Consider the following 11,819-nt stretch of genomic DNA (forward strand, 5'->3'; position numbering starts at 1 on the left):
CCAAACTTAACCGCTCCTTATCCGCAATGTGGCAAGCCCGGTGGGGCGGGTCTGGATAAACTCGGTGCGCCCCCCGCACGGCAGCCGTCTCACGGCGTGGTGCTCCGAGGACTCCGCGATGACCCAGCCTGTTCAACCACAGATGCTCGCGCCGAGCCCTGTACCGCTGGCTCCCCCCACGTTGCCGCCTGCTGCGCCTCCGGCTCCCCCGGTGCTGACGGACGCCTGGGTACCTCAGCAGCCTCCCGTGGTCACCGTAGCGGTCCCGGCGGCCCCTCCCTCGACGGGGTGGTCGGGGGGGCCGAACGTCGGTTATGGCGCCTCCAGCCTTGCCACTCCCGGGTTCCTGACGGCTCCCAACCCCGGACCTGCGGCCCCGGTGGGGATTCAAGCGACGCCCGGTGTGGCCTATGCCGACGGCCCGCTGCTGCAGACCGGCGCGGCGGGCATGATGGCCTTGGGGGCGCGCGCCTTGCCTTCGGGAACGGCCGCGGCGGTCGGGGCCGCCACGGCGATCGCCCGCAATTCCAACGCGACCATGGCGAAGGGCGTCGCGGCGATTGTCGAGTCGGCCGGTGAACCCTTGCTGAAGTTGAGCTGGGCGCTGGTGGGGAATGCCTTCGATGTGGTCGGGAGCTTGCTCACGTTTCAATTTGGACGGGCGATTCAGGCCTTCGGTAAGATCTTCTCGGAGGGGGCCGTCAGCCTCGGGGCGCTCGGCAAGAAGGTCGCCCAGCCCATCAGCCTCACGGCAGCCACCCACGGTGGGCAGCGCCTGGGCCTGGGGCAGGCCATCGGAGCGGGCGTATCGGGAGGTCTGAAGGCCCTCAAGTCGTCCGCCGTTTGGGCCATTCCCGCCTCTGCTTTGAATGCCTTCGTCGATTACAAGTACCGTGACCAGTCGGACGTCAAACGCTTGGGCACCAACTTCGCCGCCGACGTGGTTGGATACACGGCGACCGGGATGGCTGGGGCCGCCGTGGGGGCCACCATCGGCTCGATGACGCTGCCCATCGTCGGAACGGTGGTCGGGGCGCTGGTCGGGATCACCTTGGGCTTGGTCCACGATCGCGTCTCGCGTCCGCTGATCTCCGACATGATCTACGATTCCCTCTGACGCACGTATCCAGACAGGTTCGACCCGAGGGCGACCGCGTGGGCCAGCCAGCCGCCTCGGGGCGCGTCGCTTGAGGGCGTTTACCCCCCAAGGGCGTCCGATTTGACACGTCTTGAACGGTCAGGTCACGGGGCGATGCAGCACGATGCTGGAGCGCTTGTCCGTGAAACCCACCTTGGCGTAGAGCTGCAACCCGGCTTCACTCTGTGCGTCCGTGACCAGATCGACGGCGGTGAAGCCATGACTGGCGGCATAGGCCAGTCCTTGTTGCAGGATGTGGTAACCCAATCCTTGGCGCCGGTAGGCCGGAACCACGCCCATCTCAAAAATGCGAGCGACCCTGGGCTGTACCTCGGGTGGTGTCTGATGCAGCACCGTCACGAAGGCGGCAAGCTCACCGTTGTTCGCATCCTGAAGCAGCAAGCAGCCCTCCGGGTCGAAGGAGTCGCGCCGATTCCAGATCTGGACGTGCGATGCATCCAGTGGCACGAAGTCCCAGTGATCCGCAAAGGCCGCGTTGAAGGCCGCCACGAAGCGGGGCTCATCCCCCTGGCTGAAAGTGCGCAGGAGGAAGCCGTTGAGCGGGGCGGGGGGTGTCAAGTCGGGTTGGAGATTCAGGCGCAACAGGTCGAAGCGGCGGACGCGCTCGAATCCGTGACGTTCGAGGAAGGCCAGGCTGCGCGGGCTGGATTCCGGGATGGCCGTTGACACGTAGCGGGCCCCCCACCCGCGCGCGGTGTTGAGGGCGGAGGCCATCAGGTCGGCCCCCACGCCGCTGCCCCGTTGCTCCGGGGCGACGTGGATGGAGTCCAGATTGGAGCGACCCTGGGCCAGCAAGCGCTCGTCCGTGTATAGGTGATAGAAACCCACCACGCGCCAGTCGCTCTCGGCCACCACGATCCGACTCGTCAAGGGCAGATCCGCGCCGTAAAAGTCGTAGCGGAAACGGTCGAGCGTCATGGAGAAAAAGTCGGGGCTCAGTTCGACCGAGGCGTTTCGGATGGAGGCAATCGCGGGGATGTCGCCCATCTGGAATTCACGCAGTGGCATGCTCACCTCGCTCGCTCGTTTTCCAGCGTATGCTCGGGCCCGCGGCCGCCAATGGGCCCCAGCGCCGGGCATCATCATAACAGAATGGGGGGGGCGCATTCCGGGTAAACAGCAAGAGCCGCCCAGGGCCGCGTGCGCCCTGTCGTCTTGCGCGTGGAGGAGGGGAGCCATGGGTCTTCTGATCAAGAATGGACGGGTTGTCACCGCGGTGGACGACTACTTCGCCGACGTGTACGTGGAAGGCGAGCGCATCGCGATGATCGGCGAAAATCTGTCGATCGAGGGAAGCCAGGTCATCGACGCCCAGGGCAAGCTGGTGATTCCCGGCGGCATCGATCCGCACACGCACTTCGATATGCCCTTTGGCGGCACCAACAGCGCCGACGACTTCGAATCAGGCACGGTAGCGGCCGCCCACGGGGGCACGACCACCATCATCGATTTCGCGGTGCAGGTGAAGGGACAGTCGACGCTCCAGGCACTGGAAACCTGGCACGAGAAGGCGGCGGGGCGCGCGGCCATCGACTATGGCTTCCACATGATCGTGACCGACATGCCGGATGCGCGCTTGCCCGAGATGCCCCGACTCGCCGAGGAAGGAGTGACCAGTTACAAGCTGTTCATGGCCTATCCTGGCGTGCTGTACTCCGATGACGGCACCATCTTTCGGGCGATGCGGCAGGCCGGCGAAGACGGCACGTTGGTGTGCATGCACGCCGAGAATGGCATCGTGATCGACGAGATCGTCAAGCGCGCCCTGGCAGAGGGAAAGACGGCGCCGCGCTGGCACGCCCATACGCGCCCCACCCGCATGGAGGGGGAAGGGGTGCATCGGGCGATCGCGATCGCCGAGGTGGCGGGATGCCCGGTCTATATCGTTCACATGTCGAGTGCCGATGCCCTGAACGAATTGAAGCGCGCCCGCGATAGGGGGGTTCACGCCTTCGCGGAGACCTGCCCGCAATACCTGTTCCTGGACGAGTCTTACTACGACAAACCGGACTTCGAAGGGGCCAAATATGTCATGACGCCCGCGCTGCGCCACGCCGCGAATCAGCAGGAGTTGTGGACCGGGTTGCGCATGGGGGATCTCTCGGCGATCGCCACGGACCACTGTCCATTCTGCTTCACCGGACAGAAGGAACTCGGCAGGGACAGTTTCGCCAAGATTCCCAACGGCGCGCCCGGAGTGGAGAACCGGTTGGCCCTGGTTTACAACGGGGGCGTGCGAACCGGCCGCATTTCGTTGAACAAGTTCGTCGAACTGACCTCCACCGCAGCCGCCAAATTGTTCGGTATGTTCCCCAAGAAGGGCACGATCGCGGTGGGCTCGGATGCCGACATCGTGGTGTTCGACCCGGCCCGGCGCGAGGTGATCAGCGTCAACAATCCGGCGACCCACCACATGCGGGTCGACTACAGCACCTACGAAGGGTTTGAAGTCCAGGGTTATCCTGATGTGGTGATTTCCCGGGGGCAGGTGATTGTCGACTGCAATCGCTGGCAGGGGCGTGCCGGTCGCGGAAATTTCCTCAAGCGGGCCCGTTTCGATGCCCTGCTGCGCAATCCGTCGCGCTTGGCGCCTTCAGTCTGAATGCCTGTCAGCCGACATGAGGTGAGGTGCATCACCAAGGCTCACCTGGACGGCGTGATAGGATGGGTGTTATGCAAAGCAAGTTGCCGAATGTTTGCTCCTCGCGCCAACCTTGGCTGACGATGACGGCTGTGGCGGGTGCGGCCTGGCTGCTGGACGCCTCCCCTGCTCAGGCCTACGTCGACCCCACCGCGGCCGGCGCGGGCTTGCAGTCGATGTATGTCCTGCTGGCCTCCGCCTTCATCAGCCTGAGCTTGATCCCCCAAAAACTCGCTGCCCTGTCGCGTCTGCTCAAGCAAAGGCTGCTGGGGCCGAGTTCGACTGAATCTGCGCTGGATGACCCGACCCGCTGAGCCCAACGGCCGCCTGGTGAAGCCTGAACAGCGAGACCCGATGTCTCAGGCAGACCCGCACGGGGCCCTGTACTGGGTCGACGGGCAACCGACGCGCCGCATTTTTCCCTCGGCCGTGGCATGGATGCGCTCGGTCCTCGCGCATCCGGCCACTCGTCAGCTGGTGAACCGGGGAACCCTGGTGTCGGCGCAGGAGCAGGTCTTGTCCGACGGGACGCTGCACCTGACCCACGAGCGCGTTCGCTGGATCAGCTACCCTCACGAATGGCCGGCTCCGATGCTTCAGGACGCCGCTGACACGATTCTGGAGGTGGCCGAGCAACTCGCTGAAGCGGAGATGGAACTGCTCGACGGGCACCCCTGGAATGTGCTGTTTCAGGGGGGGCGCCCGGTCTTTGTTGACTGGGGTTCATTCGGGCCCGCCTCTCAGCACCTGCTCTGGACTCCCCACCAGCAATTCGAGCGATTGTGCCTCAATCCTCTCAGGTTGTTCGAAGCCGGCCAGAGGGACCTGGCCCGGGCGCGCCTGCAAGATCCCGCTTGGGGCGTGAATTCGCGCCAAGCCCTGGCGTTCTTGCCTGCGACGTACTGGCTGCGTCATCCTTGGGCGGCGGTCCGGTTGGCCTGGCAGGCTCGCCTGGAGCAAGCTGCTCACTCGGAGGTGTCGCCGGCCGAGCGCCCCACTTTCTCCTCCCCCCACCTCCCCCGCATCCGGCAAACCTTTCTGGCCGGCGTCAGGCGGGAACTGCGCGCTCGACGGGTGGCGCCCCCAGCGGCGCCGTGGTTGGCCTACTATCAGACCTGCCCGAGCATGGATCAGTCAGAACAGGCCACCAAGCAGGCCTTGGTAGACCAGTGGCTGGCACGCTGGAGACCCCAAACGTTGCTGGACGTGGGAGCGAATGCGGGGCATTTCTCGCTGTTGGCTGCCCGCCGAGGAATTTCGGTGGTGGCGGTGGACCAGGATGAGGCTTGTCTCGCTGCTCTCTACGCCCGAAGTCGGGCTGAGGGGCTGGACCTGCTGCCTCTGTGCCTGGATATCTGTCATCCGGGGGGAGGGATGGGCTGGTGCGGGACTCAGCGCGCGGCTGCCTGGGAACGATTGCGCGCCGAGGCAGCGCTATTTCTGGCGCTGGTCCACCACCTGGTCTTCACCCATCAGATCGCGCTGTCACAGCTGGCTGAAATGGTCACGGCCCTGGCGGGCCGCCACGCGCTTTTCGAGTGGGTTGCCCCCGATGACCCGATGAGTCGGGGTCTGCGTGCCACCAGTCCGCGCGACTTTTCATTTTATACGCGCGAGGCCTTGGTGGACGCGTTCTCTCGCGCGGGTTTCGAGGGGGAGTGGTTGCCGCCGACTTCGCCCACCCGTCAACTGCTTCATCTGGCCCGGCGCTGAGCCATTGTGGCGGTCCGATGGGGGGATGGTCCCGTCTTCCTGACCGGCTTCAGCCTTCGGCAGCGTTCTCCCAGAGTACGTCGGCGCACTGGCTCCACCACACCCGGGTGGACCTCACCGGGACAGGGCGTAAGGCACCGCTGGAGGCAGCGGTCGGGTTGGGACCCTCCGCCGGCACAAAGGCCTCCTGGACGTAAAAAAGGGCCCCTTCGTCGTGACCGTGGGTTAGCAAGGCTTCCACCATGTCGCGCCGGGTCGCTTCCTGGCCCAGGTGCCGCAGCAATCGCAGCACGGCCGGCAGGGCACGGGGATGCCAGACGGCATCGTGAAGCTGTGAGCCGTCTTGAAACAGGCGCTCAGCCGTGTCGCGGGCCAGCAATCCCACGGCGGTTCCCGTGTCACCATCCGTCAGGAGGAGTCGGTTGCGTGCCGTTTGCCAGATCTGTTCCAGTTCCAGGCGGGAGAAAAAAGGTTCCCCCAACAGCGCGGCCGCTTCGATGGCCGCGACGGTGGGCGTTCCGTCGATCCGTCGATCGAGGGTGACGGCGTTGTATAGATTGGCGGCGCGCTGGTTCCAAAGAATGCCCTTGAAGTGCTCCCTCAGGCTGGCCTCGATCTGTTGCAGCTCGTCGACCCAGTCCGATTTGCCCGCCCATGACGCCAGCCGGATGCCCACTTCCAACGTGCGCAACCAGAGGGCATTGGCCTCCGGTAGGTAGAACGTCGGATACTGATACTGCTCCCAGGTATAGTGGCTGTCCTTGAACTGGGCGACGTCCTGCAAATGCCAGGCCAGGGGGCAACGGGCCGGGAGGTCGGTCACCGTCAGTTTGTCGGTGAAGACGGTTCGTTTGGCATCCATCCAACCATGGTGTGGCAGCAACAGGAGCATGCCATTCTCGAGCAGGACCGGGCCTCCGTGGCGACGCGTCAGCCGAGAGAGCTTGAACCCCTGGAACATACGCTGATACGCCTCCCAGAGCGGTTCCAGGCGGTCACTCGCGGCCAGCTGTTCCCAGGCTTCGCCCACCCAGGTGAACAACGGCAAGCCCAGGTCACTCGCTTCGTAGTAGTCCGCCGGCAGGGAACCCGTTTTCGCAAACCACTGACGCGCCGTCTCGCCCCCCGGCCAGCGAATGGGAAAACGCCCCGAGCGTGGATCCTGGTAGCTCAACCAGCCGTCCAGCGTGTGCAGCACCTGAGGCCACTTGCCGGCAGCTTCCAGCGTCTTCCAGTTCTGGCGCAGGCCGTCCAGCGCCAACCGCGTCAGGCAACGTCGGGCGGGTGACGCGTCCGCGTCCGGCACCTCACCCGTCTCTGTGCGAATCCAAAATTTCTCCGCTGCCACATAGAGGTGGCGGGCCACCCGCTCGTCCAGGTGGGACCAGCGGGTCATCCAGTCTTCATAGCGTGCCTGCTGCCTGGTGAGGGCTGTCGAGCAGACCGCCTGTGCGGTTTCGAGCGCACCCAGCAGGGCTGCCTCGGCCAGCCCAGCCTGGACGAAGAGGTCCAGCGGTTCGCCCAGCGAGGTTCGCCATACGCCCGGGGCGAAGGCTCTGGTTTGGGTTGGCTTGAAATGAACGTGCTGGTCGGTCGTCAGGCGGTGCCCCTCACCCAGGGGGTAGCGCACGTCGCGCTGCTCTCGGGCAGGCAAAAACTCGGCTTCCCGGCTCAAGCGGAAGGCGAGCCAGTGGTTGGTGTTGACGACGGTGAGGTGTTGGGCATCAACCGGGTTGACCCGGTGACGAGCGGGATCGGGGGCTTGCCCACAGCGGCGGATGTCCAGCCAGGGCTTGAGACTGAGGCTTACCGCCTGGTCATCCCCCTCCCAGGTGAAACGGTAGCGCAACACGGAGGTCCTTTCCTCCGCAAGCTCCACCAGCGACACCGACATGACCAGCCGCGCCGTCGCGTCCACGGCGAACACGTATTCCACCTGCTCGGGGCTCAACTCGACGGATGTCAGGTTCAGGGGCAGCGGTTCTCCCCCTCGGGTCAACTGAAGCGCAAGGCGTTCCAGAAATCGCCAGGTCTCGTCCTTCAAGCGCCACGACAGTCCGTCCTCCTCGCGAAGGTGGGACGGTGCCCAGAAGCCGTCCGGCTGCTGCTCGAACAGCAGAGCCGCGCCCCACTCAGCATCAGGGGTGCGCAGCAAGGCGCGTGGCGTCCTGGCATGATCCCAATCGGGTCGAGGCGAGGGCTGAAGTACCAAGGGGGCGATGCGGCGGGCAGAAAGTGGAGACAAGCGAGACCTCTTCGTCGCATGATAGCGCCTTCCGGCGCTGCCTTGCAAACCGGTGCTTGACGCACCGCCACCGCCCTCGTACGATGCTGGGGCCGTTTGCCCTGTGGGCAAGGTACAGGAAACTCCACCGGCCACGGAGGCCCCGCGTTGGTCCCAGCAACCGCCTTGCAGCGCCCACGCAGCGGGCCTGAGCGCGCGAGCCCCTGCCGTGCCGGATGCCCGCAGATTCTGGGCTTGGCATTGCTGCTCTTGGGTCTGGACCCACAGCCGGCCATGGCCTCCAGCAAGTCGTGGGTCGTGCGATTCGAGCCGTCCCTCGAATCCACCACCAACCTGCAACAGCAGGCCGGAGGAACACCCGATTGGGTGATGCGGAACAACCTTGACGTGGCCTGGACCGCCTGGTCGGACAATGATCGCAGCGTGCTGGTGCGGGCGCAGGCGCTGAACTCGCGCTACCATTTCAACCCTGACTTTGATGCCACCTTTCTGTCAGGCACGAGCCTGGCCTCTGCCCGCCTTTGGGGGCCGCTGTACGGGTACGCCGGTGTTCAAATGCTCTACAAGCAGGGGGAGCGCCCCGGTTCGACCAATCGCCTGGATGGCGATGCCTTCGGGGGGGCCGTGGCCTATTTCCCGCTGGGCGAGAACAGCCTCTTTTTCCATGGCTACCAGTTCGATGCGCTCCGCGCGGCGGTTCGGGAGACGAGCTATCTGGGCCATTCGGTCTATCTGACCTTGCGGGATGTGACCCTCCCCCGTTGGACCAATACGCTGTCGCTGCGCTCTCAGCTGCGGATGTACGACCAGATCGGGGAACTCGAGTGGCGTAATCAGTTCACGGCGGAGAGCGCCGTGCGCCTCACGGACTGGTTCAGCCTGGTGCTGGAGGGGTTCGTGATCAACGCGACGGCCTCGCAACCCGATTACAGTTTTCTGGGGTCGAACGTGGGGCTGTTCTCCCGATTCGTCTTCTAGGAGGACTCGCGTGTCGGCACAGACCATCACCATTCACCTGTCGGCCCGGTCGGTCGTCCTGACCCTGGGGATTTTGGCGTTGGCGGCGGCAGCGCTGCGCATTCCAGATGTTCTGGTGATGATCTTGGTCGCTGCCATTCTGGCCTCAGGCCTGTATCCCGGGGTGCGCTGGCTGCAGACCCGCTGGAACTGGTCGCGACCGCTGGCGATCGCCGGGATGTTCGGGGCCGTGGTGGGGGTGTTGCTGACCCTGACCATGGCCCTGGTGCCCACTCTGGCTGAACAGTCGCAGCAACTGGCCCAGAACTTCCCGGTTTACATGAAGAATGTGCGCGCCTCGTATGCCTGGCTCCAGGGATTCGATGCGCGCTATCGCCTGTTGCCCGACATGGACTCCGCCATTCATACGCTGTCTGCGAATGCCGGTACCTGGTTGACCTCGACACTTGGTTGGGCCACCCGCCTGCTGGGAGGCTTCGCCACCTTTGCGGTGGTGATGATGCTGACGTGCTTCATCCTGCTCGACGGACCTGATTTCAAGCGAGGCCTGCTGGCGCTGGCCCCGCCTGCCCACCGGCCGACCCTGGAAGCTCAGTTCGAGCCGGTCGCCTTGAAGCTGGGCGGTTATGTGCAGGGCGTGCTGACCAGCATTGCCTTCCTGAGTGCCTATCTCGCCCTCGCCTTGACCCTCGCCGGGGTTCCCTTCTCCCTGGCGTTGGCCCTGCTGGCGGGGGCCTTCGAACTGATTCCCTTGGTCGGGTCCCTGCTGGGGGCCATCCCGGCCGTTCTGGTGGCGCTCACGGTGGGCTGGAAGACTGCGGCGGCGGTGGTGATGATCTTTGCTGTCGGCAATCTGATTCAGGGCAATGTCGTGGCTCCGATCGTGTTTTCCCGCGCCGTGGCCCTGTCACCGGGCATGGTCTTCCTGGCCCTGCTGGTCGGAGCCAACCTGTTCGGCTTTGCAGGCGCCTTGATTGCCGTTCCGCTGCTCGCGATGGTGCAGGTGCTGGTTCAAAATCTTTACATCGAACCGATGGAGCGGGCCTGGGCCGATCGTCTACAGCTGGAACCCGTGCCCCTGTCAGGGGTCGATGGACATGAGGCCACGGCTCAGCCCGGGCAACCTGCCCCCTCGCCGGAGGGTTGAGGCGTCTCGCACGGGCGTGTTAAGGTGTTATCCTCGGGCGATTATGTCAGCGGTTAGACGGCGATCCTTACAAGATCGAGGTCACTGGTTCGAATCCAGTATCGCCCACTGATGACCACCGAACAAGGTAAAACTCGCCCGGTGGTCACGTCGCTATTCGACGCGCGTCACGAATCGTTCCACCGGCCGCCGCACCTTCGGTAGCTTGGCCAGCCAGTCGTTCGCCTCGTCGCGATGGCCGAGGGGCAGCAGCACGACGCTGCGCAGGCCGCGTTCCCGCAGGCCGAGAATGCGATCGACCGCGTCCGGTTCGAAGCCCTCCATCGGGGTGCCGTCGACACCTTCCAGCGCGGCGGCTGCGAGGGCAAAGCCCAAGCCAATGTAAGCCTGAAGCGCCGCGTGCTGGAAATTGGTCTCGGCGTCGCGAGCGGGATACTCCGCGAGCAATTTGGCGCGATAGCGCTCCCATCCCTCATTGGTGCTGCCCCGGACCTGATTCACCAGGTCGAACATCATGTTGATGCGTTCGGCCGTGTAGGTGTCCCAGGCCGCGAACACCAGCAGGTGGGAACCTTCCGTGACCTGTGCCTGGCCCCAGGCCACCTGGCGAATCTGCTCCCGCAGCGCCGGGTTGGTCACGACGAGCAGCTCAAAGGGCTGCAGGCCACTCGAGGTGGGGGCGAGGCGAATGGCCTCGATGATCCGGCTCAGGCTGGCTTCGGACACGGTTTGTGTCGGATCCATCTTCTTGGTCGCATAGCGCCAGCGCAGACGCTCAAGCCAATCCGTGGACATCGTATTCCCCTTCCGGTGATGGGTTTTTCCCGGTGGCTCAGGCCGCCAGGCTGCTATCGGGTGCCAAAGATTACCGCATGAGGAGGCCAGCCGTCGACCGGCAGCGCCAACGGACGCGCGGCCGCTGCGTTCGTCAGATGCGTGGAGGCAGGACCGATGCCGGAGTGACGGCGTTTTCGAGGGGCGCTCCGCGTTCGAACGCATCGAGATTCAGCAGGGTGACCTCGGCGATGTTCTGCAACGCTGTTTCGGTCAGGAAGGCCTGATGGCCCGTCACCAGCACCTGCGGCATACTCAGCAGGCGGGCCAGCGTGTCATCCTGGAGACCCGTGTCGCTCCAATCTTCGAAGAAAATTCCGGCTTCCCGTTCGTAGACGTCCAGTCCCGCCGCGGCGACCTGCCCCTGTTTCAACGCTTCGATCAACGCCTGCGTGTCCACCAGCGGCCCACGGCTGGTATTGATCAACACCACGCCGCGTCTCATCTTGGCGAGAGATTCTCGGTTGATGAGATGGCGGGTGTCGGGAGTCAGCGGGGCGTGCAGGCTGATGATGTCAGACTCGGAAAGCAGGTCTTCCAGTGACACGTAGTGCACGCCGTCGGCCACGCGCGGATCGGGATGGGGATCGAAGGCCAGCACTCGGCAACCGAAGCCTGCCATGATCCGCGCGAAACAATGCCCGATGCGACCAACTCCGATGACGCCCACGGTCTTGCCGTGCAGGTCGAAGCCCATCAGGCCGTTCAGAGAGAAATTCCCCTCCCGCACCCGCGCATACGCCTTGTGAATCTTGCGATTGAGGCACAGCAACAACGCCACGGCGTGCTCGGCCACGGCGTGGGGCGAGTAGGCGGGCACTCTCAACACCACCAATCCCAGGGCCGAGGCCGCCTGTAAGTCGACGTTGTTGAACCCGGCACAGCGCATGGCCACGACCTGGGTGCCACCGTTGGCGAGGATCTCCAGCACCGCGCGGTCGAGCGTGTCGTTCACGAAGCAGCAAACGCCCTGGAATCCGCGTGCCAGCGTGGCCGTCTCGCGGCTCAGGCGCACGGGCAGGTAGGTCAAACGGTGGACATGGGCGGCTGCGGCAGCCTGAAAACTGCGCTGTTCATAGGCGTGGCAATCAAACAGGACCAG

At 64.8% G+C, this 11,819-nt stretch carries 10 protein-coding genes and 1 tRNA gene; 7 read left to right on the top strand and 4 right to left on the bottom strand.

Features of this window, described 5'->3' with window-relative positions:
• The first annotated feature begins 118 nt into the window (after positions 1-118).
• Complete coding sequence (locus VKP62_02870) at positions 119-1,117, top strand: hypothetical protein (GenBank protein MEB3196124.1); 999 nt, start codon at positions 119-121, stop codon at positions 1,115-1,117.
• 120 nt (positions 1,118-1,237) lie between these two features.
• On the opposite strand, the gene VKP62_02875 is transcribed toward VKP62_02870, so the two are convergent.
• Positions 1,238-2,167, bottom strand: coding sequence for a GNAT family N-acetyltransferase (locus tag VKP62_02875; GenBank protein MEB3196125.1), 930 nt, complete (start codon positions 2,165-2,167; stop codon positions 1,238-1,240).
• A gap of 169 nt (positions 2,168-2,336) precedes the next feature.
• Between VKP62_02875 and hydA the strand changes: the two genes are divergently transcribed.
• The 3 genes from hydA (at position 2,337) to VKP62_02890 (ending at position 5,513) form a co-directional block, all read left to right on the top strand.
• Complete coding sequence (hydA, locus tag VKP62_02880) at positions 2,337-3,761, top strand: dihydropyrimidinase (GenBank protein MEB3196126.1); 1,425 nt, start codon at positions 2,337-2,339, stop codon at positions 3,759-3,761.
• Positions 3,762-3,832: 71 nt separating this feature from the next.
• Positions 3,833-4,114: a hypothetical protein gene (locus tag VKP62_02885; GenBank protein ID MEB3196127.1), complete on the top strand. Its 282-nt coding sequence runs from the start codon at positions 3,833-3,835 to the stop codon at positions 4,112-4,114.
• Complete coding sequence (locus VKP62_02890; GenBank protein MEB3196128.1) at positions 4,098-5,513, top strand: hypothetical protein; 1,416 nt, start codon at positions 4,098-4,100, stop codon at positions 5,511-5,513. The genes VKP62_02885 and VKP62_02890 overlap by 17 nt, the downstream gene beginning before the upstream one ends.
• A gap of 49 nt (positions 5,514-5,562) precedes the next feature.
• Here VKP62_02890 and VKP62_02895 read toward each other — a convergent pair whose 3' ends face one another.
• Positions 5,563-7,758 (bottom strand): hypothetical protein, encoded by a 2,196-nt coding sequence (locus VKP62_02895; GenBank protein ID MEB3196129.1) that lies wholly within the window; start codon positions 7,756-7,758, stop codon positions 5,563-5,565.
• 234 nt (positions 7,759-7,992) lie between these two features.
• On the opposite strand from VKP62_02895, the gene VKP62_02900 reads away from it, so the two are divergent.
• The 3 genes from VKP62_02900 to VKP62_02910 all read left to right on the top strand — a co-directional run bounded on the left by VKP62_02900 (position 7,993) and on the right by VKP62_02910 (position 9,991).
• Positions 7,993-8,736 (top strand): hypothetical protein, encoded by a 744-nt coding sequence (locus VKP62_02900; protein ID MEB3196130.1) that lies wholly within the window; start codon positions 7,993-7,995, stop codon positions 8,734-8,736.
• Positions 8,737-8,746: 10 nt separating this feature from the next.
• The gene (locus VKP62_02905; GenBank protein MEB3196131.1) at positions 8,747-9,883 is read left to right on the top strand and encodes an AI-2E family transporter; all 1,137 of its coding nucleotides are present in this window, start codon (positions 8,747-8,749) and stop codon (positions 9,881-9,883) included.
• Between the two features lie 35 nt (positions 9,884-9,918).
• Positions 9,919-9,991, top strand: a tRNA-Val gene (locus VKP62_02910).
• Between the two features lie 45 nt (positions 9,992-10,036).
• On the opposite strand, the gene VKP62_02915 is transcribed toward VKP62_02910, so the two are convergent.
• Both VKP62_02915 and VKP62_02920 read right to left on the bottom strand, forming a co-directional pair.
• A complete protein-coding gene (locus VKP62_02915; protein MEB3196132.1) occupies positions 10,037-10,678 on the bottom strand; it encodes a nitroreductase family protein in 642 nt (213 codons plus the stop codon).
• Positions 10,679-10,811: 133 nt separating this feature from the next.
• A partial coding sequence (locus tag VKP62_02920; GenBank protein ID MEB3196133.1) for a 2-hydroxyacid dehydrogenase occupies positions 10,812-11,819 on the bottom strand: 1,008 nt, incomplete at its 5' end.

Source organism: Candidatus Sericytochromatia bacterium (assembly GCA_035285325.1).
Classification (GTDB): Bacteria; Cyanobacteriota; Sericytochromatia; order S15B-MN24; family JAQBPE01; genus JAYKJB01.

What these genes read in the sequence shown, in the direction of transcription:
- hydA (MEB3196126.1), top strand. Translation starts at nt 2,337, where the DNA reads ATGGGTCTTCTGATCAAGAATGGACGGGTTGTCACCGCGGTGGACGAC.
- VKP62_02875 (MEB3196125.1), bottom strand. Translation starts at nt 2,167, where the DNA reads ATGCCACTGCGTGAATTCCAGATGGGCGACATCCCCGCGATTGCCTCC.
- VKP62_02890 (MEB3196128.1), top strand. Translation starts at nt 4,098, where the DNA reads ATGACCCGACCCGCTGAGCCCAACGGCCGCCTGGTGAAGCCTGAACAG.
- VKP62_02885 (MEB3196127.1), top strand. Translation starts at nt 3,833, where the DNA reads ATGCAAAGCAAGTTGCCGAATGTTTGCTCCTCGCGCCAACCTTGGCTG.
- VKP62_02870 (MEB3196124.1), top strand. Translation starts at nt 119, where the DNA reads ATGACCCAGCCTGTTCAACCACAGATGCTCGCGCCGAGCCCTGTACCG.
- VKP62_02915 (MEB3196132.1), bottom strand. Translation starts at nt 10,678, where the DNA reads ATGTCCACGGATTGGCTTGAGCGTCTGCGCTGGCGCTATGCGACCAAG.